Source organism: Chromobacterium sp. CCUG 30098, from assembly GCF_059916605.1.
Genome location: NZ_JAUCGS010000004.1, coordinates 412,971 through 438,024, shown reverse-complemented (window position 1 = coordinate 438,024; position 25,054 = coordinate 412,971). Strand labels below are relative to the sequence as shown.

24 protein-coding genes and 1 tRNA gene are annotated in these 25,054 nt (G+C 68.9%); 17 read left to right on the top strand and 8 right to left on the bottom strand.

The window, feature by feature from the left end; translation table 11 throughout:
• Nucleotides 1-5: 5 nt before the first annotated feature.
• Nucleotides 6-851, bottom strand: a complete 846-nt coding sequence (hpnD, locus tag QUG03_RS12470; RefSeq protein ID WP_107801710.1) for a presqualene diphosphate synthase HpnD — start codon at nt 849-851, stop codon at nt 6-8.
• A 77-nt stretch (nt 852-928) separates the two neighbouring features.
• A complete protein-coding gene (hpnC, locus tag QUG03_RS12465; protein ID WP_253315226.1) occupies nt 929-1,741 on the bottom strand; it encodes a squalene synthase HpnC in 813 nt (270 codons plus the stop codon).
• A gap of 176 nt (nt 1,742-1,917) precedes the next feature.
• Here hpnC and QUG03_RS12460 point away from each other — a divergent pair.
• From QUG03_RS12460 to QUG03_RS12440, 5 genes are all read left to right on the top strand, one after another.
• Nucleotides 1,918-1,993, top strand: a tRNA-Ala gene (locus tag QUG03_RS12460).
• A 163-nt stretch (nt 1,994-2,156) separates the two neighbouring features.
• Nucleotides 2,157-2,942: a substrate-binding periplasmic protein gene (locus QUG03_RS12455; RefSeq protein ID WP_227107742.1), complete on the top strand. Its 786-nt coding sequence runs from the start codon at nt 2,157-2,159 to the stop codon at nt 2,940-2,942.
• Nucleotides 2,943-3,061: 119 nt separating this feature from the next.
• Entirely contained in the window at nt 3,062-4,228 is a 1,167-nt protein-coding gene (locus tag QUG03_RS12450; RefSeq protein ID WP_253315224.1) for an MFS transporter, read from the top strand.
• Nucleotides 4,225-5,337 (top strand): class II histone deacetylase, encoded by a 1,113-nt coding sequence (locus tag QUG03_RS12445; protein WP_500820125.1) that lies wholly within the window; start codon nt 4,225-4,227, stop codon nt 5,335-5,337. The genes QUG03_RS12450 and QUG03_RS12445 overlap by 4 nt, the downstream gene beginning before the upstream one ends.
• A gap of 57 nt (nt 5,338-5,394) precedes the next feature.
• Nucleotides 5,395-6,219, top strand: a complete 825-nt coding sequence (locus QUG03_RS12440) for a MoaF C-terminal domain-containing protein (protein ID WP_500820124.1) — start codon at nt 5,395-5,397, stop codon at nt 6,217-6,219.
• 16 nt (nt 6,220-6,235) lie between these two features.
• Here QUG03_RS12440 and QUG03_RS12435 read toward each other — a convergent pair whose 3' ends face one another.
• The gene (locus tag QUG03_RS12435; protein ID WP_500820123.1) at nt 6,236-7,030 is read right to left on the bottom strand and encodes an SDR family NAD(P)-dependent oxidoreductase; all 795 of its coding nucleotides are present in this window, start codon (nt 7,028-7,030) and stop codon (nt 6,236-6,238) included.
• 116 nt (nt 7,031-7,146) lie between these two features.
• On the opposite strand from QUG03_RS12435, the gene hpaR reads away from it, so the two are divergent.
• A complete protein-coding gene (gene hpaR, locus QUG03_RS12430) occupies nt 7,147-7,587 on the top strand; it encodes a homoprotocatechuate degradation operon regulator HpaR (protein WP_253315220.1) in 441 nt (146 codons plus the stop codon).
• Nucleotides 7,588-7,618: 31 nt separating this feature from the next.
• Here the strand turns inward: hpaR and QUG03_RS12425 are convergent, their stop codons facing one another.
• The 4 genes from QUG03_RS12425 to QUG03_RS12410 all read right to left on the bottom strand — a co-directional run bounded on the left by QUG03_RS12425 (nt 7,619) and on the right by QUG03_RS12410 (nt 12,659).
• Nucleotides 7,619-8,206 carry a DUF3156 family protein gene (locus tag QUG03_RS12425; RefSeq protein ID WP_474453840.1) on the bottom strand — a complete coding sequence of 196 codons (588 nt, stop codon included), beginning with the start codon at nt 8,204-8,206 and terminating at the stop codon, nt 7,619-7,621.
• Nucleotides 8,187-9,689 (bottom strand): APC family permease, encoded by a 1,503-nt coding sequence (locus QUG03_RS12420; RefSeq protein ID WP_474453842.1) that lies wholly within the window; start codon nt 9,687-9,689, stop codon nt 8,187-8,189. The genes QUG03_RS12425 and QUG03_RS12420 overlap by 20 nt, the downstream gene beginning before the upstream one ends.
• A gap of 101 nt (nt 9,690-9,790) precedes the next feature.
• Entirely contained in the window at nt 9,791-11,122 is a 1,332-nt protein-coding gene (locus QUG03_RS12415; protein WP_500820122.1) for an aspartate aminotransferase family protein, read from the bottom strand.
• A 37-nt stretch (nt 11,123-11,159) separates the two neighbouring features.
• Nucleotides 11,160-12,659, bottom strand: coding sequence for an aldehyde dehydrogenase family protein (locus tag QUG03_RS12410; protein WP_107798705.1), 1,500 nt, complete (start codon nt 12,657-12,659; stop codon nt 11,160-11,162).
• A 284-nt stretch (nt 12,660-12,943) separates the two neighbouring features.
• Here QUG03_RS12410 and QUG03_RS12405 point away from each other — a divergent pair, with 284 nt between their 5' ends.
• On the top strand, nt 12,944-13,951 hold the full coding sequence (locus QUG03_RS12405; RefSeq protein WP_486635435.1) for a helix-turn-helix domain-containing protein: 1,008 nt from the start codon (nt 12,944-12,946) through the stop codon (nt 13,949-13,951).
• An 8-nt stretch (nt 13,952-13,959) separates the two neighbouring features.
• Here the strand turns inward: QUG03_RS12405 and hpaA are convergent, their stop codons facing one another.
• Nucleotides 13,960-14,862: a 4-hydroxyphenylacetate catabolism regulatory protein HpaA gene (gene hpaA, locus QUG03_RS12400; RefSeq protein WP_235087847.1), complete on the bottom strand. Its 903-nt coding sequence runs from the start codon at nt 14,860-14,862 to the stop codon at nt 13,960-13,962.
• 254 nt (nt 14,863-15,116) lie between these two features.
• Between hpaA and QUG03_RS12395 the strand changes: the two genes are divergently transcribed.
• From QUG03_RS12395 to QUG03_RS12350, 10 genes are all read left to right on the top strand, one after another.
• The gene (locus tag QUG03_RS12395) at nt 15,117-15,788 is read left to right on the top strand and encodes a fumarylacetoacetate hydrolase family protein (RefSeq protein ID WP_500820121.1); all 672 of its coding nucleotides are present in this window, start codon (nt 15,117-15,119) and stop codon (nt 15,786-15,788) included.
• Nucleotides 15,785-16,567 carry a fumarylacetoacetate hydrolase family protein gene (locus QUG03_RS12390; protein ID WP_500820120.1) on the top strand — a complete coding sequence of 261 codons (783 nt, stop codon included), beginning with the start codon at nt 15,785-15,787 and terminating at the stop codon, nt 16,565-16,567. Before QUG03_RS12395 ends, QUG03_RS12390 begins: the two co-directional genes overlap by 4 nt.
• Complete coding sequence (gene hpaE / locus QUG03_RS12385) at nt 16,564-18,033, top strand: 5-carboxymethyl-2-hydroxymuconate semialdehyde dehydrogenase (protein ID WP_500820119.1); 1,470 nt, start codon at nt 16,564-16,566, stop codon at nt 18,031-18,033. Before QUG03_RS12390 ends, hpaE begins: the two co-directional genes overlap by 4 nt.
• A 107-nt stretch (nt 18,034-18,140) precedes the next feature.
• Nucleotides 18,141-19,025, top strand: a complete 885-nt coding sequence (gene hpaD, locus QUG03_RS12380; RefSeq protein WP_500820118.1) for a 3,4-dihydroxyphenylacetate 2,3-dioxygenase — start codon at nt 18,141-18,143, stop codon at nt 19,023-19,025.
• On the top strand, nt 19,006-19,395 hold the full coding sequence (locus QUG03_RS12375) for a 5-carboxymethyl-2-hydroxymuconate Delta-isomerase (protein WP_500820117.1): 390 nt from the start codon (nt 19,006-19,008) through the stop codon (nt 19,393-19,395). The genes hpaD and QUG03_RS12375 overlap by 20 nt, the downstream gene beginning before the upstream one ends.
• Before the next feature lie 9 nt (nt 19,396-19,404).
• Nucleotides 19,405-20,208 carry a 2-oxo-hept-4-ene-1,7-dioate hydratase gene (gene hpaH, locus QUG03_RS12370; RefSeq protein WP_500820116.1) on the top strand — a complete coding sequence of 268 codons (804 nt, stop codon included), beginning with the start codon at nt 19,405-19,407 and terminating at the stop codon, nt 20,206-20,208.
• 19 nt (nt 20,209-20,227) lie between these two features.
• Nucleotides 20,228-21,031, top strand: coding sequence for a 4-hydroxy-2-oxoheptanedioate aldolase (gene hpaI / locus QUG03_RS12365; protein ID WP_500820115.1), 804 nt, complete (start codon nt 20,228-20,230; stop codon nt 21,029-21,031).
• A gap of 76 nt (nt 21,032-21,107) precedes the next feature.
• Nucleotides 21,108-22,493, top strand: a complete 1,386-nt coding sequence (locus tag QUG03_RS12360) for an MFS transporter (RefSeq protein WP_107798695.1) — start codon at nt 21,108-21,110, stop codon at nt 22,491-22,493.
• 144 nt (nt 22,494-22,637) lie between these two features.
• Nucleotides 22,638-23,807, top strand: a complete 1,170-nt coding sequence (locus QUG03_RS12355; protein ID WP_107798694.1) for a p-hydroxyphenylacetate 3-hydroxylase oxygenase component — start codon at nt 22,638-22,640, stop codon at nt 23,805-23,807.
• A gap of 204 nt (nt 23,808-24,011) precedes the next feature.
• Nucleotides 24,012-24,932: a p-hydroxyphenylacetate 3-hydroxylase reductase component gene (locus QUG03_RS12350; RefSeq protein WP_500820114.1), complete on the top strand. Its 921-nt coding sequence runs from the start codon at nt 24,012-24,014 to the stop codon at nt 24,930-24,932.
• The last annotated feature ends 122 nt before the right edge of the window (nt 24,933-25,054 follow it).

The following is a 25,054-nucleotide window of genomic DNA, read 5'->3' as shown; positions in this document are numbered from 1 at the left end:
GCGGCTCACGGCCGGTAGCCGAAAGTCCAGGTTTTCCATGCCAGCCACAACTTGCGGATGGGCGTCAGCGACAGCCGCTGATTGAGCACCTTGGCCGGGCCGTCCAGCTTGATCTCCTCCAGCGTGGCGCGGTAGATCGCGGCCATCAGCAGGCCGGGGCGCTGAGACTTGCGGTCCGCCGCCGGCAGCATCTCCCAGGCCTGACGGTAGTATTGCTGCGCGCGCTCGATCTGGAATTCCATCAAGTCCTTGAAGGCCGGGCTTTCCTCGTAGTGCAGGATGTCCATCGCCGGGCAATTGAAGCGCTGCAACTCCTCCATCGGCAGATAGATGCGGTCGCGGCGCGCGTCCTCGCCCACGTCCCGGATGATGTTGGTCAGCTGGAAGGCGATGCCCAGCTCATGCGCGTACTCCAGCGTCTTCTCGTCGCCGTAGCCGAAGATGCGCGCCGCCAGTTGCCCCACCACGCCGGCCACGCGGTGGCAGTACAGCAGCAGGTCCTGGAAACGCTGGTAGCGCACCATGCTCAGGTCCATGGCCATGCCGTCTATGATTTCTTCCAGCTCGCTCTGCGGCAGGCCGAAGGCCCGCGCATGCGGCTGCAGCGCCTGCATCACCGGGTGCTCCGGCGCGCCCTGGTAGAGCTTGGCGATTTCGCCGCGCCACCAGGCCAGCTTGGCGCTGGCCACGCCGGGGTCGTGGCATTCGTCCACCACGTCGTCCACCTCGCGGCAGAAGGCGTACAGCGCGGTAATCGCGCGGCGGCGCGACTCCGGCAAGAAGCGGAAGCTGTAATAGAAGCTGGAGCCGCTGGCGGCGGCCTTGTCTTCGCAATACTGATCAGGCGTCACGCGCCACTCCTGTCCAAGCGGCGGCCGCGGCGGGCCGCCGTCCTTCAATCATATTCATCGTCGTCGCGCCGCGGCGCTCACTTGGCGCGCGCCGCGCGCCACAGCATGTAAATCCAGTCGCGCCATCCCAGCACCGGACGGCGGCGGAACACGTCGCCGCCGGAGTCGTGCAGCTTTTTCAGTATCCGTTCGCCGCCCAGGATGATCAGCCTCAGTTCCAGCCCCATCCGGCCCTTCAACACTTTGCCCAGCGGCGCGCCGGCCTGCAACATCTTGCGCGCGCGCTCGATCTGGGCGCGCATCATAGGCTGCCACAGGCCGCCGGCGTCGCGCGCGGCGATCTGCGCCTCGCTCACCCGGAAACGCTGCAAATCCTCCTGCGGCAAGTAGACCCGGCCCTTGCGCCAGTCCAGCTCGACATCCTGCAGGAAATTGATCAGCTGCAAGGCGGTGCAGATGCCGTCCGACATCGCCAGCGAGCGCCTATCGTTCTCGCCGTACAGCGCCAGCATCAGCCGGCCCACCGGATTGGCGGAACGGCGGCAGTAATCCGCCAGTTCCGCGTAATCGCGGTAGCGGGTTTTCCCCACGTCCTGGCGGAAGGCCGCCAGCAGATCGTGAAACGGCTGCAAGTCCAGGCTGTGCTCGGCGATCGCCGCCGCCAGATTGCGCATCATGGCCGTGTCCGGCGTCTGGCCGGCGCCGATGCGCTCCAGCTCCGCGCCCAGGCGGTCTAGTTCGGCCAGCCTCAGCTCGGGGGCGTCGTCGCCCTCGTCCGCCACGTCGTCGGCGTAACGCGCGAAATGGTAGATGGCGTGCACGGCGCGGCGCATCCTGCGCGGCAGCAGGATGGAGCCCACCGGGAAATTCTCGTAATGCCCAACCGACATCGGCTTGCTTCCTGTTGTATGGCTGGCGAATGGGCGATTATAACCGAGCGCTCCGGACCCTCCTATGCCGGCGGCCGCGCCGCCGCCGGAAAATTATCCAAAAAAAGTGGCGGAGGCTATTTACACGCTCCTGCCGCTGCCATATACTGCGCAGCACTGTGAAACGCAGCCGGTGCGGGGGTATAGCTCAGTTGGGAGAGCGCTTGCATGGCATGCAAGAGGTCAGCGGTTCGATCCCGCTTACCTCCACCAAAAACTGCTTCACAGCGAGACGCCGCCCAGCGCGGCGCGCAGCAAAAGCCGATTCCGAGGAATCGGCTTTTTGCATTGTCCCCGCCCTTTTCCCGCTTGCCTTTTTTTGTTGCGGCGCAAATAACTAAAGCAAGTCCATCCCCTCCCGTCGCGGAGCTTCCGTATGCCGCGTGCCCGCCTGATCTTCCTGCTGCTGTCCCTGTGCGCCTTCGGCGCCGCGGCCGAGCCGCGCCCGGCCAGCCTGCGGCTGTGCACCGAAGACATGGACTCGCCGCCGTGGCGCAGCCAGAACGGCCCCAGCCTGAGCTTGCAGATGCTGAAGTCCGCCGCCCAAAGAAGCAATATCAAGCTGGAAATCCGGGAGATGGCCTGGGTGCGCTGCCTGAACGAGGTGCAGAACAATCAGTTGGACGGCGTCTTCGAGATCAGCTTCAAGCCGGAACGGCTGCGCATCGGCGTCTATCCGATGAAAGGCGACGCCGCCGACCCGGCGATGCGCATGCATCTGGACAGCTACAGCCTGTACCGGCTCAAAGGCTCGCCATTGGAATGGGACGGGCAAAGCCTCAGCCACCTGGAAGGCGCCGTCGGCGCGCAGACCGGCTTCTCCGTCATCGCCCAGCTTCAGGCGCTGGGCGCGCAGGTGGACGACAGTTCGCGCAATCCGGAGCAGAATCTGAACAAGCTCTTGGCGCGCCGCATCGGCGCCCTGGCCTTGCCCACACTGACCGGCGACAGCCTGCTGGCGGGCAATCCGGCCTATAGGGACAGGATAGAAAAAGTGGGGCCGGACCTGGTCGCCAAGCCTTACTACCTGATTTTTTCCCACCGCTTCGCGGACGGCCACCCCAAGCTGACCCGCCAATTCTGGGAAGCCATCGCCCAGACGCGGGACACCCCCGAGTACCGCAAGGCCCTGCAAGACGCGCTGCGCCAGCTCAACCGCTGACGCCGCCGTGTTGCGCCCCCGCTATCCCAAATCGGCAAAACGCCGTCCGTCCGCTTGCCCCCAAACGCGAATCTTGCGAGCGTAAGCTCTGGTTCACCACTCGCCCGTCGGGGGAAAACATGAGCGTTCGTCTGCCCGCCCACACCGTCGCGCCCGTCCGCGGCGGCGCCTTGATCGCCCTGATCGCCTTCGCCGCCGTCGCGCCGCTGGTGCTGATGACCGCGCCGGCGCTGGCCGGCCAATTGGCCAGCCAGTTCGGCCTGGGGCCGGAACGCATCGGCCGCCTGTTCGCGGTGGAGCTGGGCGCGATGAGCCTGGCGACACTGCCGGCCTATTTCTGGCTGCCGCGCGTGGACTGGCGGCGTGCCGCCGCCTGCGCCGCCTGGCTGTTCATCGCCGCCAATCTCGCCTCCTGTTTCGCCGCCACTTACGCCGAGCTGCTGCCGCTGCGGCTGCTTAGCGCGCTGGCCGGCGGCTCGCTGATGATTTTATGCCTGTCCACCGCCGCGGCCAGCGCCAATCCCGAACGCGCCTACGGCCTGTGGGTGTGCGGCCAGCTGGCGCTGGGCGCCCTGGGCCTGCTGCTGTTTCCGGCCTGGTTCGCCCGTCACGGCGTCGCCGCCTGTTATCTGAGCCTGGCGGCGCTGATGGCACTCTGCCTGCCGCTGGCCCGCTGTTTTCCGTCCGCGGCGGCCCGGCCCGCCGCGCCGTCCGGCGCGGGAGCGACGCCCTGGCGCCCGGCGCTGATCGGGGCGGCCGCCACCTTGTGCTTCTACGTCAGCCTGAGCGGCACCTGGACTTTCATCGGCAGCATCGCCGCCCAGGCGGGGCTGAGCCCGGAGCAAAGCGGAGACTGGCTGGCCCTCGCCACGCTGATGGGCATCGCCGGTTCGGTCTGCGCCGCGGCGATCGGCGGCCGCGGCGCGCGCCGCCGTCTGCTGATCGCCGGCTACGGGCTGATGCTGCTGGCGCTGGCCCTGCTGCTGGGCGCGCCGCGCGCCGGCCGCTTCGCCGCGGCGGCGCTCGTCTTCAAATACGCGTGGACCTTCATCCTGCCCTTCATTCTGGCCACGCTGGCCGCGCTGGATCACAGCGGCCGGCTGATGAACACCGTCAATCTGGCGATAGGCGGCGGCCTGGCGCTGGGACCGGCGCTGGCCGGCGAATTGATGGCCGCCCGTGGCCAAAACCCTCAAACCCTGCTGCTCGTCGCCATGGGACTCGCCGCCTTGTCGCTGGCCCTGTTGCTGACGCTGCGGCCCGCAAGCGTCAGGAGTCCGCAATGACCGCCCGCACCGCGTTTTTCTTCGACGAACTCTGCCTGTGGCACAGCGCCGGCCCCCACGCTCAGATCCTGCCGGTGGGCGGCTGGGTGCAACCGCCTTCCGGCGGCGGCCACGCCGAATCCCCGGACAGCAAGCGCAGGCTGAAAAGCCTGATGGACGTGTCCGGCCTCGGCGCCCGGCTGCAAGTGCGCGGCGCGCCGCCCCTGGACGAGGACGCGCTGCTGCGCGTGCACACGCCCGCCTATCTGCAGCGCTTCAAGGCGCTCAGCGACGCCGGCGGCGGCGAGCTGGGACCGCAGGCGCCGATAGGCCCCGGCAGCTATGAAATCGCCAAACTGTCCGCCGGCCTGGCCTGGGCCGCGGTGAACGCCGTGCTCGCCGGCGAGGCGGACAAGGCCTACGCGCTGTCGCGCCCGCCCGGCCATCATTGCTCGGCGGACGGCGCGATGGGCTTCTGTTTTCTGGCCAACGCCGCCCTCGCCGCGGAGCTGGCCATCGCCCGCCACGGCCTGAGCCGCGTCGCCATCGTCGATTGGGACGTGCACCACGGCAACGGCACCCAGTCCATTTTTTACCGGCGCGGCGATGTGCTGACCCTCTCCCTGCATCAGGACGGCTGTTATCCGCCCGGCTACGGCGGGGCCGAGGACCGCGGCGAGGGCGAGGGCCTGGACGCCAATCTGAACATCCCCTTGCTGCCCGGCGGCGGCCACCGGGCCTATCTGGACGCGATGCGGCTGCTGGTGCTGCCGGCGCTGCGGCGTTTCCGGCCCGAGTTGATCATCGTCGCCTGCGGCTACGACGCCAACGCCGTCGACCCCCTGGCCAGAATGCAGGCGCACAGCGACACCTTCCGCGAGATGACGCGGCAGCTGGCCGACTACGCCGACGCCGAGGCGGGCGGACGGCTGGTCCTGCTGCACGAGGGCGGCTATTCCGAGGCCTATGTGCCCTTTTGCGGCCTGGCCGCGCTGGAGGCGCTGTCCGGCGTCCGCACCGAGGTGCGGGACCCGCTGCTGGAACTGATCATCGCGCAGCAGCCCGGCGCGCCGCTGCGCGAGCTGCAAACGCGCCTGCTGGAAGCGCAGGCCGAGCGGCTCGGGTTTTGAACGCCCGCCCCAAAACGAGCCGAGTCCGCCATTTAGCCATCGATAAGGAGCCGCCCCATGTCCAATCCCACTCCCGAATTCATCCAGGTCGGCGCGCTGGCCGACGGCTTCGCGCCCGACAGCCTGACCCTGCCCCGCTGCGCCGAGCTGGACGGCCGCAGCCTGCGGCTGTGCTTCGACGACGACAGCGCCGCGGACTGCCGGCTGGAGTCCGGCGGCGACGCCCGCGTCTTGCTTGACCGTCCGGGGCGAGCCTCGGCGCTGGCGGAGATAGACGGCTTCCACGCCAGCTCCTTGCGCGCCGGCGTCTATTTCATCGATTTCCGTCACCAGGGCCCGGCCGCGCAGTCCCTCAGCCTGATCCTGGACCTGGCGCAGCGCCGCTTCACCCTGGTTCTGGGCCGGCTGCCCGACGCCGACGCCGCGCGGATCTGCGCTTTCGACCGGGTGGAGCGCCAACTGGAATTGACCGGCGTGGACGTCGAGTTCCTCCACGGCGCCGTCGGCCAGGCCGCCGCGAGCGTCCCGCCGCATCCGCCCAGCGCGGAGCTGATCGGCATGCGCAACCGCTACCGCTACAGCCCCACCGAGTGCTACGAGCACATTTATCTGAACGACAGCTTCTACGCCTGGCACTGCCTGGAAGGCGTGGAGCGCGGCCTGGCCGACGTCGACCGCTGCCACTGCCTGCAAGTGGCGGAGCGGCTGTATTTATTCGTCTGGCGCGAAAAAATCATCCCCACCCTGGGCGTGATCCTGATCGATCTGGAACGGATGCGCACCGACGGCAAGATCTTCGGCTATCAGGACGGCGGCTTCGGCGCCACCCGCAACTTCCGGGTGGGCGCGCGGGCCAGCGTTGTCAACCACGTTCGCGGCTGAGGACGCGCGCCGGGCTTCAGTCCCGCTCCAGCCGGGAGTACGCCAGCGTCGGCACATCCACCGCCGTCGCGCCGCCGTCCGCCGCCAGGCAGGCGCCGCTGACCATGGCCGCCTCGTCGGACAAGAGGAAACGGCAGACCGCGGCGATGTCCTCCGGCGTCGCCGGCCGCCGCAACGGCACATCGGCGGTGACGCGCCGGTAGGCGGCGTCCAGGTCCTCGCCATAAGCCGCCATCAGCGGCAGCATCTCCTCGTCCGCCATCGGCGTGCGCACCCAGCCCGGACACAGCGCGTTGACCCGCACCGCCGGCCCGTAGTCGCGCGCCAGCGACCGGGCCAGGCCCAGCAAGGCGTGCTTGGCCGTCACATAGCCGCAGGCCGCAGGCCCGGCCGCCAGACCGGCGATGGACGCCAGCAACACCATGCTGCCGCCCTGCCGGATCAGGTCCGGCAGGCAGGCGCGGGCGCTGACGAAGGCGGTGTCCAGATTGGCGCGCATCGCGGCGCGCCAGGCCGCGTCGTCGGTGTCCAGCGCCGCGCCCATGCCCAGGCCGCCGGCGCAGGCGGCCAAGCCGTCCACCCTGCCCCAGCGCGCGCGGATGCGCGCCAGGAAATCCTCCCAGGCCGCGGCGTCGGCGGCGTCGCCGGCCAAGGCCAGACCGCCGGTTTCCTCCGCCAGCGCCAGCAAGGGGCCGGCCCGCCGTCCCACCAGGGCCAGCCGCGCGCCTTCGGCGGCGAAGCGCCGCGCGCAAGCGGCGCCGATGCCGGAGCCCGCGCCGGTGATCACTATGGTTTTATCGCGCAAAGACATCTCAGCCTCCTTGTCGTTCGCCGTCTAAACCCGACGGCATTATGTTAATATATTCATTTAAAGTAAACAGGCCGCCCCCCCCTTACCCTCCCGCGACTTTAAACCAAGGAGCCGCCATGGACCCTACGCAGCGTCCCTACCAATACCAACTGCCGCAACGCCTGCTGCGCGCGCGCGAAGCGGTGATGTCCTACTTCCGTCCGGTGCTGAGCCGTCACGGCCTGTCGGAACAGCAATGGCGCGTCCTGCGCCTGCTGGCGGAACGCGGAAACATGGAAGCCGGCGAGATCGCCCAGCGCGCCGGCATCCACCCGCCCAGCCTCAGCGGCATCCTGGCGCGCATGGAAAGGGACGATCTGGTTTACCGCCACCGCGCCCAAGCGGACAACCGTCGCTTGATCGTCACGCCGACGCAGCGCGCCAAGACGCTGACCCAGCGCATCATTCCGCTGTCCAACGACTGTTACCGCCAGATCGAAGCCCATTTTTCCCAGGCCAAACTGCAAGCCTTGCTCGCCTTGCTGGATGAGCTGGAAAGCCTGCCCGCGCCGTCTTAGAACCTGTTCAAGAGCGGACCGCCCGCCAGACCTAGCCCCGCCCCGCCTCCGCCGCCAGCAAGGCGCGGCGGCAGGCGGCCAGACTGGCCAGCACCGCCAGGCCCTGCACCCCGCGCAGGCCGATGTAGCGCCGCAATGGCGGCAGACGGCAGGCCACCTCGCTGGCGCCGTAAGGCTCCAGGCACACCTGCCAGCCGTCCCGGCCGCCCAGCAGCTCGCAGCGCTTGAAGTCCAGCGGCGACAAGGCGGTGCGCAGATCCGCGTCCGAGCGCAGGCGCTCCAGCAACGGCGCCAGCGCCGCGGCGTCTCCGTCCAGCAAGTCGACGACGATGCCGCTACGGCGCCAGAAGCCGCCGTGACGCAGGCGGATGCGCGCGCGGCCCGGCGCGCCCGGCACCGTCAGCCGGAACTCGCAAGCCACCATATAGGCCAGCCAGCCCGCTTCCACCCGCTCCCGCGCCGAAAAGCTCCACTCCCCGTGCGGAAAGCGAAAACGCCGCTCCGCCTCCTCTTCGGCCTGGCAATCCAGCTCCGGCCAGTCCAGGCTCAGCCGCGCCAGCGTCGCGCCCGGACGATAGCCGCCCGGCCTGCGCCAGGCCTCAACCAGCCGCGGCCACACGTTCCAGCTCCCGCCGCAAGACCTCGTCCTCGTCCAAAGGCTGCGCGTTCAGAATCTGCTCCAGCGGCACCGGCCGGAACGGGTTGACCTTTTGCACCAGCAAGGTCCACAGCAGCGCATACAGCAGGGTCAGCCCCAACATCCAGCCGAAGGGCACGTAGATGTCGCGCGCCTGCATGCCGGGCGGGGTGATGAAACAGATCGCCAGCACGATGCCCAGCGCGGAGCCTATCTGCGGCAGCGGAAACCACGGCGAGCGGTAGGCGCGCGGGAAATCCGGCCGCGTCAGCCTCAGCCGCACCACGGACAGCGTCACCAGCAGATAGGCCACGCCCCAGGAACAGACCGCCGCCAGCACCAGGGGCATGATGCGGTCCAGATCGCCCTGGATCAACCAGGCGTGGACACAGGGGATGAGCACCGCCGCCGCGATGCCGCACCACGGCGTGTTGAAACGCGGATGCAGATAGGCGAAGCAGCGCGGCAAGGCGCCGTCCTGGGCCATGCCGTACAGGATGCGCGGCAGCGCCGCCATCAGGGTGTTGATCGTCGCCGCGCCGGCCAGCAGCAGGCCGATGCCCAGCCAGATCTTGCCGAAGGGCCCCATCACCCGCTCGGCGAAGGCCGGCAGCGCCATCGGCGTGTCCAGCAGCCGCGGGCCGTCCGCATGGGCCGGGTCCAGCGGCGTATTGGCCACCTGCCTCACCATGGCCGCACCGTACAGCAGCATGGTGACGGCCACGCCGCTGAGCCCCATCTTCAAAGCCCGCGGAATGGCGCGGCCGGAATCGCGCAGCTCCGGCGCCAGCGGCGTCACCAGTTCCGCGCCGACGAACATGAACATCGCCATGCCCACCAGGCTGAGCAGCAGGCCCGGATCGTCCAGACGCAGCGGCGCGCCGAACCAGCCGCCCAGATCCACCGCCGGCGCGCGCAGCAGGCCGGCCACGCCGAAGACGGTCAGCGTCGCCCACATGCCGAAGGTCAGCGCCACCTCGGCCTTGCCGAACAGGGTCACGCCCAGCGCGTTGAGCGCGCCGAAAACGATGACCAGGCCCACGCCCACCATCCAGGCGCTGCCGCTCTTTTCCAGCATGGTGTTGAGATGGTCGAAATTCACCAGCGCCATGATGCCGGACAGTATGGTCTCGGCGGTGCCGGCGAACACATGCACCAATAGATAGGCCGACAAGGTGCCGGCGATGGCCAGGCCGCGGCCCAGGCCGGCGCTGATGTAGTCGTACACCGCGCCGGAAGTCGGCAGCATCGCCGCCGCTTCGGCGAAAGTGGTGGCCTGCGCCTGCATCATCAGATAGGCGATCAGCATCGCCAAGGCGAAAGTGCCGCCGGCCATGCCGAAGCCGCTGGTGGCGGTCAGTATCACCGGGCTGGCCATCACCACGCCCACCGAGCTGGCCAGCGCCACCGGAAAGCCCACCACGCCGCGGCTCAGGCTGCGGCTCAAACGTTCGCTTACAGACATGGTTCTCCTCCCTCTCCATCCGCCGTCGCGCCGGCCGCCGCTCTCTGTCTTCCTGGCGGCGTGCCGGCGCGGCCGGCTGCTCCCCGTTCGGGCCGGGCCGTTCAGGCCTCGGCCAGCCCGGCTTCCAAGGCCGACGCGATCACATCGGCGTGCTCGCGCTGCAACACCAGCGGCGGCGACAGAATGATCTTGCTGCCCACCGGCCGCACCAGCGCGCCGGCCCGGCGCGCGATCTCCGCCACCTTGTCGGCGTAGCCGCTTTGCGGGTCTATCGGCTCCCGGCTGGCCTTGTCCTTGACCAGGTCCAGGGCCAGCATCAGGCCCTTGCCGCGCACCTCGCCCACCGCCGGATAACGCTCGGCCAGCGGCAGCAGCCGCCGCAGCAGGTAGTCGCCCGTTTCCGCCGCGCGGGCCGGCAGGTCTTCCTCCTGCACGATGCGCAGATTGGCGAGGGCGGCGGCGCAGGCCACCGGGTGGCCGGCGTAGGTGTAGCCGTGCATGATGACGCCGCCGAAATCGCCGTTGGCGGCGAAGGCGTCCGCCACGCGCTGATTGACCACGGTGGCGCCCAGCGGCAGATAGCCGGAGGAGATGCCCTTGGCCAGGCACATCATGTCCGGCTTCACCCCCCACAGCCGGCTGCCGAACATGGAGCCGGAGCGGCCGAAGCCGGTGACCACCTCGTCGGCGATCAGCAGCACGCCGTGGCGGTCGCACACCTCGCGCACCCGCGGCCAATAGCTGGCCGGCGGCACGATGACGCCGCCGGCGCCCTGTATCGGCTCGGCGATGAAGGCCGCCACCGTGTCCGGGCTCTGGAACAGGATTTCGCGCTCCAGCATCCGCGCGCAGATTTCGGCCAGCTCCTCAGGGTCGTCGGTGAAGGGGTTGCGGTAGGGCCACGGGGTTTCCACATGGAAGCAGCCGGGCAGCAGCGGTTCGTAATTGCGGCGGAACACCGTGTTGCCGTTGACCGAGCCGCCGCCAAAGTGGGTGCCGTGATAGCCCTGCTTCAAGGAGATGAATTTGACCCGGTCCGGCTGGCCCTTGAGCCGCCAGTATTGGCGCGCCAGCTTGAGCGCGGTTTCCACCGCGTCCGAGCCGCCGGAGCTGAACACTACCCGCGCCATGTCTTCCGGCCGCAGCATGTCGATCAGCAGCGCGGACAACTCCTCCGCCCGCGGATGGGAGATGCCGTCGAAAAGCTGGAAATACTCCAGCTCGTCCAGCTGCCGGGCGATGGCCTGCTTGATTTCGGCGCGGTTGTGGCCGACGTTGACGTTCCACAGCCCGGCCACGCCGTCCACCAGCTTGACGCCCTGGTCGTCGAACACATGGCAGCCGTCGCCGCGCACGATGCGGATGGGCGTCCGCTCTTTCATTGCGTTGGGATGCAGCATGGGATGCCAGAAACGGGCCTTGTCGTAGGACATGTCTTTCTCCTGAATCAAAGTGGAAGCGCGTCCGCGCTCAATGGGCGATGCAGACCGATTTGATCTCGGTGAAACTCTCCACCGCACCCTTGCCGAACTCGCGGCCGAGGCCGGATTCCTTGTAGCCGCCGAAGGGCATGCCCGGGTCCAGCGGTATATGGCTGTTGACCCAGACCGTGCCGGCCTGCAAACGCGGCACGATGTCCAGCGCCGCCGACAAATCATTGGTCCACACGCTGGCGGCCAGGCCGTAGCGCGTGTCGTTGGCCAGCGCCACCGCCTCGTCCACCTCGTCGAAGGGCATCAGCGCCAGCACCGGGCCGAAGACTTCCTCGCGCGCCACCGGATTGTCCGGCGCCAGGTCCGCCATCACCGTGGGCTGCACGAAATAGCCGGGCAAGTCGGCGGCGCCGCCGCCCGTCAGCACGCGGGCGCCGGCGGCGCGGCCGCGCTCAATCAGCCGGCACACCGCCTGCTGACGCCGCTGCGACACCAGCGGGTTGACCTGGGCGTCCAGATCCATGCCCGGCCCCAGCCGCATGCCGGCCACGGCGGCGGACAACGCCTCGGCGAACAGATTGAACTTGCTGCGGTGCACGTACAGCCGCGAGGCGGCGGCGCAGACCTGGCCCTGATTGAGAAAGCCGCCCAGCAAAGCGCCCCGCACCGCCTGGTCGATGTCGGCGTCGCCCAGCACCAGCATCGGGTTCTTGCCGCCCAGCTCCAGCGCCAGCCGGGTCATATTGTCCAGCGCGGCGTGGCCGACGGCCTTGCCCACCTCGGTGGAGCCGGTGAAGCTGACCTTGCCGATCAGCGGATGCCCGGCCAGCGCGCGGCCCGCCGCCTCGCCGCGCCCGGTCACCACATTGAACACGCCCGGCGGCACCCCGGCCTCCAGCGCCAGCTCCGCCAGGCGCAAGGCGCTCAGCGGCGTCTCGCTGGCCGGCTTCAACACCGCCGTGCAGCCGGCCGCCAAGGCCGGCACCGTTTTCCACAAGGCGATCATCAAAGGGAAGTTCCACGGCGCGATGCCGGCGGCCACGCCCACCGGCTCGCGTCGGGTGAAGGCGGTGAAGCGCGCGCCCGGCGGCGCCGGAATCGACACGTCCAGGGTTTCGCCGGTGATCTTGGTGGCCCAGCCCGCCATATAGCGCACGTATTCGATGGAGCCGCCCACCTCGATGGCCCGCGCCAGATGGATGGACTTGCCCTGGTTCAGCGTTTCCAGCTGCGCCAGCTCCTCGGCGTGCGCTTCCAGCACATCCGCCAGCCTCAGCAATACGCGTTCGCGCTCGGCCGGCCGCAGGCCGGACCAGACGCCGGATTCGAAGGCGCGTCGCGCGCTGCCCACCGCCGCGTCCACATCGGCGGCCTCGCCGTCCGCCACGCTGGCGATCACCGCGCCGCTGGCCGGATTGCGCACGTCCTTGCGCCGGCCGGACAAAGCCGCCCGCGGCTTGCCGTCTATCCACAGCCCGTGCTCCCGTTCCAGAAAGGCCCGCACCGAATCCAGCACCGGCACCAGGTTTTGATCCATCCTCGTCTCCTTTTCGATCAAGCTTGCCGCCGCGTAGGCGCGGCCGGCGATGGCCCAATATACCCAGCGCCGCCGCCGCGGCTGATCCCAAATCGGCAAAGCGCGACCCGGCCCTTCTCGTTGCGGCGCAGCATGTCGCCAGATGGAAACATTCAGTAAAAACAATGCTTAAGCGACGCAAAGAGCGCTGGACATTTCGATTTAAATAACATATTAATCATTTTGAGATCCAGAGAATGGACCGAGAACAGGCGGACTCCATCCCCACCCACCGGAGAAAGCAGATGATTGCCGCAGCCCGTTGCTTTGACGACGCCCACCTGCACGCCGAGGCCCTGCCCGGCTGGGAGCAGCTGTACAGCCAGATCAGCGGCGGCCGCTTCCGCAGCACCTTGAGCCGGGTGCGCACCGCGCGCCTGGATATTTTTCGCGAAAGCTTCAACCAGCGCGTGGTGCAGCAAGGCCGCGCGCCCGGCGGCATGATCCATTTCGCGCTGCCCATCCGCGCGCCGTCGCCGCTGAGCCTGCAGGGCGTCGCCGTGCCCGACGACGCCCTGATGGCGCTGCGCGGCGGCGAGGACTTCGTCCTCCATCTGCCGCCGGGCGCGGATTCCGTCCAGGTGTCGGTGCCTTACGAGGATCTGGCCGAACTGACGCCCGCGCTGTGCCGCCCGCTGCGCGAGGCCCGCGGCAAAACGCCGGTGTTCCCGGCCCGGCCGGCGGCGCTGGCGGCGCTGCGCGCGCTGCTGAATGGCGTGTTCGAACAGGCTTTATTGGACCCGGCGCTGCTGTCCTACGCCGGCAACCAGAAAGTGATCCAGCACCAGTTGCTCAGCCTGCTGCAAGACGCCTTGGCGGACGGCGCGCTGGGCGAGCGCCGCGGCAACCTGACCTTCGCCACCCATTGCGACATCGTCAGGCGCAGCCAGGCGCTGGCGCTGGCCAAGCCGGACGAGCCGGTGACGGTGCTGGAGTTGTGCAGCCGGCTGCGCGTCAGCCGCCGCACGCTGCAAAACAGCTTTCAACTGGTGGCGGACACCACGCCGGTCGATTATCTGCGCTCCATCCGTCTGAACGCGGTGCGCCGGATGCTGCTGAACCCGGCGCGGCCCGGCCACGGCGTGCGCGACGCCGCCGGCGCCTGGGGCTTTTACCACCTGGGCCATTTCGCCGCCGATTACCGCAAGCTGTTCGGCGAGGCCCCATCACACACCCGCGGCCGGGCCCTGGCCCATCTGGGCGCGCCTCCCGGCGCGCGCGGACTGGAGCCGGTCAACGATCCAGCCAACTAGACGCGGGCTCAGGCCTGACGGCGCGCGCGGTAGTCGCTGGGCGAGCGCCCGGCCATGCGCTGGAAGAAACGGGAAAAATAGGCCGGGTCCTTGAAGCCCAAATCGTAGGCGATGGCGTGCACCGAGGCGGCGGAGTAGATCAGCAGACGCTTGGCCTCCTGCAACAGCCTATCGTGCGCCAGCCGCTTGGACGGCAGGTCCGCCAGCCGGCGGCACACATCGTTGAGCCGCGCCTCGCTGACCCCCAGCTCGGCCGCGTAGCGGTCCAGGCTCCAGTGTTCGCGGTAATGCGCTTCTATCAAGCCGTTGAAGCGATGGTAGAGCCGCCACTCGTCGCGCCGCGGCCCGCGGCGCGGTCCCGGCAGGCCGGACAGCCGCAGCACGTCCACCAGCACCAGCTGGGCCAGGGCTTGCCGCGCCAGCTCCGCGCCCGGCGCCGGCGCCTCGCTCTCCCGCTGCAACTGCGCCAGCCGCTCGGGCAGGCGCCGCGCCATATCGGCCCATTCCGCCGGCACCTCGGCCAGCTCCACGCAGAACGGCGCGCTCAAGGCGTCCGGCCCCGCCTCCGCCAGCCAGCCGCGCGCCAGCTCCTGGCGCAAGGTCAGCACATGGCCGTCGGCCTCCGGCCCGGTGATGAAGGCGTGCGGCACCGTCGGCGGGGTCAGGAACAAGAGCGGGGCGCGCGCCTGGTAATGGTCTTCCTCCAGTTGCAGACGGATGTCGCCGCTGGCGAGATAGTGCAATTGCAAAAAGCGGTCGTGCCTATGCACCGGCATATTGCGGCCGAAGAAGGCCGCCAGCCGGCCAAAGGATTCGCAATGGATGTCGACGGACTCGTAGGGGCTGTCGTAAGCCTTGCCGATGTCGATATTGGGTATGCGCGCGCCCAGACCGCGCGGGATTCTGCTCATCGCCGCCCCTCCCTTGTGACATTTTCGCCATAGTCGGCCGCCCTCGCCCTCCGCTCTCGCCAAAAGGCCGCCGCTCAGGCTTTCGCGCCGGATCGGCGGCCCGGGCCGCCGCCGCGCAAACGCGGCTTTTGACGATATTACCCGCAACGCAGCATGGATAAACATTGACAGCGGGCCGCCGTCATCGTTATAAACTTTAACATGTTAATGAATATTTGAACAACGGCGATTCATTCAATAACAAGGAGTTAAGCATGAGTCTGGTCCTAGACGCCGCGACGGAGCGGCCGGCGGCCATCTACGGCGCGGCGCTCAACCACCGTCGTCTGCAGGCGGCGCTGGCCGCGGAGTTCGAACAAGCGCCCTATCAGCGCCCGCCGCAAGCGCCGGTCTTGTTCGTCAAACCGCGCAACACCGTCAGCGTCGCCGGCGCGCCCATCCCCTTTCCCGCCGACGCGGATGCCGTCTACGCCGGCGGCGCGCTGGGCGTGCGCATCGGCCGCGACGCCTGCCGCGTCAGCGCGGCCGACGCGCTGTCCCATGTCGGCAGCTACGCGGTGGTCAACGAGGTCAGCCTGGCGGAAACCAGCTTCTACCGCCCGGCGATCCAGGCCAAATGCCGCGACGGCTTCTGCCCCGTCGGCCCGGAGGCCGGCCCCGACGCGATCGACCCGCAACGGGTGCAGGTGCGCACCTACGTCAACGGCGCGCTGGCCGAAACCAACGACAGCGCCGACTGGCTGCGCGGCGTCGCCCAGTTGATCGCCGACGTCAGCCAGTTCCTCACCCTCTACGCCGGCGACCTGCTGATCGTGGCCACGCCGCCGCGCGGCGCGCGGCTGCGGCCGGGCGACGCCGTGGCAGTGGAGATAGACGGCATAGGCCGCCTGGAAAACATCGTCGCGGCCGAGGAGGACATGCAATGAGACACGCCCGCATCCGTTATCAGGGCCGAACCTGGCGCGCGCAGGCCGACGCCGACGGCGCGCTCTTGCTGCCGGACGGCCGCCGCCTGGACGAAACCGAGGCGGAATGGCTGCCGCCCTGCCAGGGCACGCTGTTCGCGCTGGGCCTCAACTACGCCGATCACGCCGCCGAACTGGATTTCAAGCCGCCCAGCGAACCGCTGGTGTTCCTGAAGACCCCGGCCACGCTGACCGGCCACCGGCAACGCTCGATGCGTCCGGACAATGTTGAATATATGCATTACGAGTGCGAACTGGTGGCGGTGATCGGCAAGACCGCGCGCAAGGTCAAGCGCGCCCAGGCGATGGACTACGTCGCCGGCTACACCGTGTGCAACGACTACGCGGTGCGCGACTACCTGGAAAACTACTACCGGCCCAATCTGCGGGTGAAAAACCGCGACGGCCTGACCCCGATAGGCCCGTGGCTGGTGGACCGCGACGAGGTGGCGGACCCGCACAGCCTGGAGCTGGCCACCTATGTCAACGGCCGCCGCGTCCAAAGCGGCAATACCCGCGACATGGTGTTCGACATCCCCCATCTGATCGAATACCTGTCCGCCTTCATGACGCTGCAAGCGGGCGACATGATCGCCACCGGCACCCCGCAAGGCCTGTCCGACGTGCGCCCCGGCGACGAAGTCGTCGTAGAGGTCGAAGGCGTCGGACGGCTGCTCAACCAGATCATCAGCGAAGCGGACTGGCTCGCGCGCCGGAACGCGGAAAAGGAAACCCCATGATCAAACACTGGATAGACGGCCGCGAAGTGGCCAGCCAAGACAGCTTCGTCAACTACAACCCGGCCACCGGCGAAGCGCTGGGCGAAGTGGCGGCCGGCGGCGTCGAGGAAATCAATCTGGCGGTGGCCGCCGCCAAGGCGGCTTTTCCCAAGTGGGCGGCCACCCCGGCCAAGGAGCGCGCGCGGCTGATGCGCCGGCTGGGCGAATTGATCCAGCGCGATGTGCCGCGGCTGGCGGAACTGGAAACCCTGGACACCGGCCTGCCCATCCACCAGACCCGCAATGTGCTGATCCCGCGCGCCTCGCACAACTTCGACTTTTTCGCCGAAGTCTGCACCCGGATGAACGGCCACAGCTACCCGGTGGACGAGCAGATGCTCAACTACACGCTGTACCAGCCGGTGGGCGTGTGCGCGCTGGTGTCGCCGTGGAACGTGCCCTTCATGACCGCCACCTGGAAGACCGCGCCCTGCCTGGCGCTGGGCAATACCGCGGTGCTGAAGATGTCCGAGCTGTCGCCGCTGACCGCCAACGAACTGGGCCGGCTGGCGCTGGAGGCCGGCATTCCGCCCGGCGTGTTCAACGTGGTGCAGGGCTACGGCGCCAGCGCCGGCGAGGCTCTGGTCAGCCATCCGGACGTGCGCGCGGTGTCCTTCACCGGCGGCACCGCCACCGGGCGGCGCATCATGCAGAACGCCGGGCTGAAGAAGTACTCGATGGAGCTGGGCGGCAAATCGCCGGTGCTGGTGTTCGACGACGCCGACTTCGATCGCGCGCTGGACGCCGCGCTGTTCACCATCTTCTCCCTCAACGGCGAACGCTGCACCGCCGGCAGCCGCATCTTCGTGCAAAACGGCATCTACGATCGCTTCGTCGCGGAATTCGCCGCCCGCGCCCAGCGATTGATCGTCGGCGATCCGCAGAACCCCGCCACCCAGGTGGGTTCGATGATCACCCGCCAGCATTACGACAAGGTCACCGGCTATATCCGCATCGGCCTGGAAGAAGGCGCGCGGCTGGTGGCCGGCGGCCTGGAACGTCCGGCCGGCCTGCCCGAGTCGCTGGCCTCCGGCCACTTCATCCGCCCCACCGTCTTCGCCGATGTCGACAACCGCATGCGCATCGCCCAGGAGGAAATCTTCGGCCCGGTGGCTTGCCTGCTGCGCTTCAGCGACGAGGCCGAGGCGCTGCGCCTGGCCAACGACGTCGATTACGGCCTGGCCTCCTACATCTGGACCCAGGACATCGGCAAGGCCCACCGGCTGGCGCGCGGCATTGAGGCCGGCATGGTCTTCGTCAACAGCCAGAACGTCCGCGATCTGCGCCAGCCCTTCGGCGGCGTCAAGGCCTCCGGCGTGGGCCGCGAGGGCGGCGAATACAGCTTTGAAGCCTTCGCCGAGGTGAAAAACGTCTGCGTCTCCATGGGCGGCCATTTCATCCCGCGCTGGGGCGTGGAACAAGCCTGAGGCGCCGCCGGGGCCCAGGCCGCGCAGACGGCCGGCCCCGGCGCGACACCGATCCAAGCAGCAAGACTGCGCCGGCCCCGCGGCCCAGTCGCACCGAGGAGAACGCAATGGGAACCCTAGCCCTGGCGGCCAAGATCACGCATGTGCCATCCATGTATCTGTCGGAACTGCCCGGCCCGCATCAAGGCTGCCGCCAGGCCGCCATAGACGGCCACAAGGAAATCAGCCGTCGCTGCCGCGAACTGGGCGTGGACACCATCGTGGTGTTCGACACCCACTGGCTGGTCAACTCCGGCTACCACGTCAACTGCGCGCCGGCCTTCGAAGGCGTGTACACCAGCAACGAGTTGCCGCACTTCATCAAGAACATGCCCTACGCCTATCCGGGCAACCCCGCGCTGGGCAAGTTGCTGGCCGAGGCGGCCACCGCGGCCGGCGTGCATACCCGCGCCCACGACGCCACCACGCTGGCGCTGGAGTACGGCACCCTGGTGCCGATGCGCTATATGAACACCGACCAGCATTTCAAAGTGGTGTCGGTGGCCGCGCTGTGCACGGTGCACAACCTGGCCGACAGCGCGCGGCTGGGCGCGGCGATGCGCGAAGCGGTGGAGCGCGATTACGACGGCCGCGTCGCCTTCTTCGCCAGCGGCTCGCTGTCGCACCGCTTCGCCCAGAACGGCACCGCCGACCAATACCTGCACAAGGCCTGGAGCCCCTTCCTGGAAAGCATGGACCAGGAAGTGGTGGAAATGTGGCGGAACGGCGACTGGAAAACCTTCTGCGACATGCTGCCCGAGTACGCCGAGAAGTGTCACGGCGAGGGCTTCATGCACGACACCGCGATGCTGTTGGGGGCGCTGGGCTGGGATAGCTACCGTGGCCGCGCCGAAATCATCACTCCCTACTTCGGCAGCTCCGGCACTGGCCAGATCAATGTGGTGCTGCCGGTGGAACCGCAAGGAGAGCGCCATGCCGCACTTCATCGCTGAATGCACCGACAATCTGCGCGAGCAGGCCGACCTGCCGGAACTATTCCGCCAGGTGCACGACTGCCTGGCCGCCAGCGGCCTGTTTCCGCTGGCCGGCATCCGCAGCCGCGCCCACTGGCTGGACACCTGGCGCATGGCCGACGGCGAGGCCGACTACGCCTTCGTCCACTGCCGCTTGCAGATCGGCAGCGGGCGCAGCGAGGCCGAGCGCCGCGCCACCGCCGAACAAGTATTCGCGCTGATCCAGCGTCACTTTGAGCCGCTGTTCGCCCAGCGCTACCTGGCGCTCAGCTTCGAACTGACCGAGTTGTCCGCCACGCTCAACTTCAAGCACAACAATGTGCACCAACGTTTCCGCCAGCCCTCCTGAGGAGCCCGCATGCTGAGCCAAGACCAGATCCGCGGCATTGCGCGCCGCCTGCACGACGCCGAAAGCGAACGCCGGCAGATCCGCCAGATCTCGCTGGACCATCCCGAAATCACCATCGAGGACGCCTACGCCATCCAGCGCTGCTGGGTGGACATCAAGCTGGCAGAAGGCCGCAAGCTCAAGGGCCACAAGATAGGCCTGACCTCGCGCGCGATGCAGATGTCCTCGCAGATAGACGAACCCGACTACGGCGCGCTGCTGGACGATATGTTCTTCCGCGACGGCGCCGACATCCCGGTGTCGCGCTTCATCGTGCCACGAGTGGAAGTGGAGCTGGCCTTCATCCTCGGCCGGCCGCTGTCCGGCCCCGGCGCCACGCTATTCGACGTCTATGACGCCACCGAATACGTGATTCCGGCGCTGGAAATCATAGACGCGCGCAGCCAGTCCATCGACCCGGACAGCCAGCGGCCGCGCAAGGTGTTCGACACCATCGCCGACAACGCCGCCAACGCCGGCGTGGTGCTGGGCGGCCGCCCGATCCGCCCGCGCGAGCTGGACCTGCGCTGGGTGGCGGCGCTGATGTACCGCAACGGCGTGATCGAGGAATCCGGCGTCGCCGCCGCGGTGCTCAACCACCCGGCCAACGGCGTGGCCTGGCTGGCCAACAAGCTCTCGCCCTTCGACGTCGAACTCAAGGCCGGCCAGGTGATTCTGGCCGGCTCCTTCACCCGGCCGGTGCCGGCGCGCGCCGGCGACACCTTCCATGTCGACTACGGCCCGCTGGGCGCGATCAGCTGCCGCTTCGTCTGAACCCGCTCGAGGAACCGCCATGCAACTCCCCGCCAACCCATTCAAAGCCGCGCTGCGGGACGGCCGCAGCCAGATCGGCCTGTGGCTGGGCCTGGCCAGCCCCTATAGCGCCGAACTGCTGGCCGGCGCCGGTTTCGACTGGTTGTTGATAGACGGCGAACACGCGCCCAATGAACTGAACGACGTGCTGCTGCAACTGCAGGCCATCGCCCCCTACCCCTGCCACCCCATTGTGCGCGCCGCCAGCAACGACCCGGTGCGCATCAAGCAGTTGCTGGACATCGGCGCGCAAACGCTGATGTTGCCCATGGTGCAAACCGCCGACGAGGCGGCGCGGGCGGTGGCCGCCACCCGCTATCCGCCGCGCGGCGTCCGCGGCGTGGGCAGCGCGCTGGCGCGCGCCTCGCGCTGGAACCGCGTGCCGGACTATCTGACGCGGGCCGACAGCGAAATCTGCGTGCTGGTCCAAGTGGAAACCCGCCAGGCCCTGGCGGCACTGGACGCCATCGCCGCCACCGACGGCGTGGACGGCGTCTTCATCGGCCCGGCCGACCTGGCCGCCGACATGGGCCATCCGGGCCGGCCCGACCACCCTGAAGTGCGCGCGGCGATGGACGACGCCATCCGCCGCATCCACGCCCAGGGCAAGGCCGCCGGCATCCTGATGGCCGACGAGGCCGAAGCGCGCCGGCTGTTGGCGCTGGGCGCGGGCTTCGTCGCCGTCGGCGTCGACACCACCTTGCTGGCGCGCCGCGCCGAAGCGCTGGCGGCGGCCTTTCGCGACGAAGCGCCCGGCCGGCCGCCGACGCCATCCGCCTACTGACTGACCCGCGGCGACCACACAAGAACAAGGCGCCGCCCGGAGCCGATCCCGGCCCCACCCCCGAGGAGAACGCAAGATGAGCCACACCCCCGCCGCCGCAAGCGCCCACGCGCGCAAAGTCGCCTACGCCACCGTGATCGGCACCGCCATCGAATGGTACGACTTCTTCATCTACGCCAGCGCCGCCGGCCTGGTGTTCAACAAACTGTTCTTCGCTCCGGCCGGCGACCGCTTCGCCACCCTGATCGCCTTCGCCTCCGTCGGCGTCAGCTTTCTGTTTCGGCCGCTGGGCGCCTTTCTCGCCGGCCACTACGGCGACCGCCTGGGCCGGCGCGCGATGCTGGTGCTGACCCTGGTGCTGATGGGCGCCTCCACCGCGCTGATCGGCCTGTTGCCCACTTATGAATCCGCCGGCCTGCTGGCGCCGCTGGCCCTGATCCTGCTGCGCGTGCTGCAAGGCATTTCCGCCGGCGGCGAATGGGGCGGCGCGGTGCTGATGGCGGTGGAGCACGCGCCGCGCGGCCAGCGCGGCCGCTACGGCGCCTTCCCGCAGATAGGCGTGCCGCTGGGCCTGCTGCTGGCCTCCGGCGTGTTCGCGCTGATGAGCGGCGTGGTCTCCCCCGGCGACGCCTTCCTGGAATGGGGCTGGCGCGTGCCCTTCCTGCTTAGCGTCGTACTGCTGTTCATCGGCCAATGGGTGCGCCGCTCGGTGGAGGAAAGCCCGGTCTTCGAGGAGATCAAGGCGCGCAAGGCCGGATCGCGCACCCCAGTGCTGGACCTGTTCCGCCGCCACGCACCGCTGGTGCTGCTGGCCGCGCTGCTCTTCGCCGGCAACAGCGCCGTCGGTTACATGACCACCGGCGGCTTCATCCAGAACTACACCACCGACCCCGCCGGCGCGCTGCGCATGGAGCGCACCCCGGTGCTGCTCGCCGTCGCCTTCGCCTCCGCCTGCTGGATGGCCTTCACCTGGCTGGCCGGCGTCTGGTCGGACCATATCGGCCGCCGCCGCGTCTACCTGATCGGCTTCGGCGTGCAGCTGGCCGGCGTGCTGACGCTGTTCCCGCTGATCAATAGCGCCAGCCTGCCGGCGGTGCTGCTGGCGCTGTGCCTGCTGTCGGTGGGCACCGGCCTGACGTACGGCGCGCAATCCGCGTTCTACGCCGAGCTCTTCCCCGCCTCGGTGCGATTCTCCGGCGTCTCCATTTCCTATGCGCTGGGCGCCATCCTCGGCGGCGCCTTCGCGCCGATGATCGCCAAGGCCCTGATCGCCCAGACCGGCTCCACCGCCGCGGTGACCGCCTATCTGAGCGGCATGACGCTGATCGGCCTCGCCTCCGCGCTCTTGCTGCGCGACCGCCGCGACATTCCGCTGGGGCCGGAGCACGAGGCCGAGCAAGCCGCCTCGCCGATACGCTGGCGCCGGCCCGTCGTCGCCGCCGTTCATGCTGAAGCGCCATGAAAAGTACCTAAGACAGCTTGGAAGATGCATTCCAGTGCGTGGTGTCGCTATCCATAATGCAAATTCGCTGAATGTATTCATTATTGAAACGCCCGCCGCCAAAGGCGGGCCGCTTCAGCGCCATCAAGCACAAAGGAGACCTCCATGCGCCACCCCAACCCCTTGCTGGAAACCCTGCTTCCCATCCTGCCCGCCATCGCCGCCAACGCGGAGCGGGCGGAACGCGAACGCACCGTGCCGGCGGAAAACATCGCCCTCTTGAAAAGCGTGGGCTTTCATCGCGCCTTTCAGCCCAGGCCCTACGGCGGCCTGGAAATCAGCCTGCCCGAATTCGCCGATTGCGTGGCGGCGCTGGCCGGCGCCTGCGCCAGCACCGCCTGGGCCGCCAGCCTGCTGGCCACCCACAGCCATCAGATCGCGCTGTTCTCCGCCCGGCTGCAAGAGGAAGTCTGGGGCGGCGCGCCGGACGCCACCGCCAGCAGCAGCATCGCGCCGCTGGGCCGGGCCGAGGCCGCGGACGGCGGCGTGCTGCTCAGCGGAGAAATGGGCTGGAGCAGCGGCTGCGACCACGCCGAATGGGCGATCCTGGGCTTCCGCCGCCCCGGCCCGGACGGCGAGCCGCAATACTGCTTCGGCGTGGTGCCGCGCGCCGATTACCAAATCCGCGACGACTGGCGCGCCGCCGGCATGCAGGGCAGCGGCACCAAGACCCTGCTGGTGGACAAGGTCTTCGTGCCGGAACACCGGATCGAAGCGGCCAAGGACATGATGGAAGGCCGCTCCGCCGGCTTCGGCCTGTACCCGGACAGCAAGATCTTCTACGCGCCCTACCGGCCCTACTTCGCCAGCGGCTTCGCCGCCATCAGCCTGGGCGTGGCCGAGCGCATGCTGCAAGTGTTCAAGGAGCGCAGCCGCAACCGCATCCGCGCCTATACCGGCGCCCAGGTGGGCGCGGCGCTGCCCGCCTATATGCGGCTGGCCGAATCCACCCACCAAGTGCTGGCCGCGCGCGCCTTGCTGGAAGCCAGCTGGCGCGAGCACGCCGAGCACGGCGCGGCCAAACGCTATCCCACGGCGGAAACGCTGGCTTTCTGGCGCACCAATCAGGCTTACGCGGTGAAAATGTGCATCCAGGCGGTGGACCGCTTGTTCGAATCCATGGGCGGCAATTGCTGGCGGCTGGAAAACGAGGCGCAGCGGCTGTTCCGCGACTCGCACATGACCGGCGCCCACGCCTACACCGACTACGACGTCTGCGCCCAGATCCTGGGCCGTTCGCTGCTGGGGCTGGAGCCGGACCCCGCCATGGTCTAGACGAGCCGTTTACGATCTTCCCGGAGGCCCGACAGGGTGAACGCCGCTTCGAAACGTTCATGCGCCGTATGAGCAAAGCCGCTGTCCCAGTGGTTTTCGCCCTGCCCCGTTCCAGCCCGCGAAATCGCGAACAGGCTCTACCGACATTAGCCCCTCCCACCCGCGCCGCGCCGGCCCCGCGCCGGACGGCCCCGAGGACACGCCATGAACGCACCCGCCCCTGCCCACGACGCGCGCGCGCTGCGCCGCGCGCTCGGCAACTTCGCCACCGGCGTCACCGTCGTCACCGCGACCGCGCCGGACGGCGAACGCGCCGGCGTCACCGCCAACAGCTTCAACTCCGTCTCGCTGGACCCGCCGCTGGTGCTGTGGAGCCTGGACAAACGCTCCGCCAGCAACGCTGTGTTCGAACGGGCCGGCCACTTCGTCGTCCACGTGCTGGCCGCCGACCAGATCGAGCTGTCCAACCGCTTCGCCCGCGCCGGCGCCGACAAATTCGCCGGCCTGACGCCGGAAACCGGCCTTGGCGGCGCGCCCTTGCTGGACGGCTGCGCCGCCCGCTTCCATTGCCGCCTGCATCAAAAGCTGGACGGCGGCGACCACTGGATTCTGCTCGGCCTGGTCGAAACCTTCGACGACTGCGGCGCCGCGCCGCTGCTCTACCACCAGGGCGTGTACGCCGCCGCGCTGCCGCGCGCGCGCCCGGCCGCCGCCGCGGAACCGCTGCCCGGCTGGCTGGGCGACAATCTGCTCTATCTGCTGACCCAGGCGCTGCAGGCCTACCAGGCCAGCTACCGGCCGCGCCAGCTCGCCACCGGGCTGAGCGGCGGCGAAGCGCGGCTGCTGCTGGTGCTGGAACAGCAAGCGGAACAGGATGCCTGCGCGCTGCAACGCGAGACGGCGATGCCGCCGGAGGCGATAGAACTGGCCGAGGCCGAGCTGCGCCGCAAGGGCCTGCTGAGCCGCGACACCGCCGGCTGCCGCCTCAGCGAGGCCGGCCGCGAGCAGGCCGCCACGCTGTGGCGCATCGCCGGCCAGCAGCAACGGGAGATTCAGTCCGGCCTGGACGAACAGGATCTGGCCGCCTGCAAGCGCGTGCTGCGCGCGCTGATCCGCCAGGGCTGAGCCCGCCTCCCCTCGCCGCGTCCGCGGCGGTCAAGGTCCGGGGCGCGCCGGGTCAAGGCCGCCGCGCGCGGCCGCCCTATGCTGGAGCAACCGCCCATCCTCAAACAGTCCAAGGGCGGCGC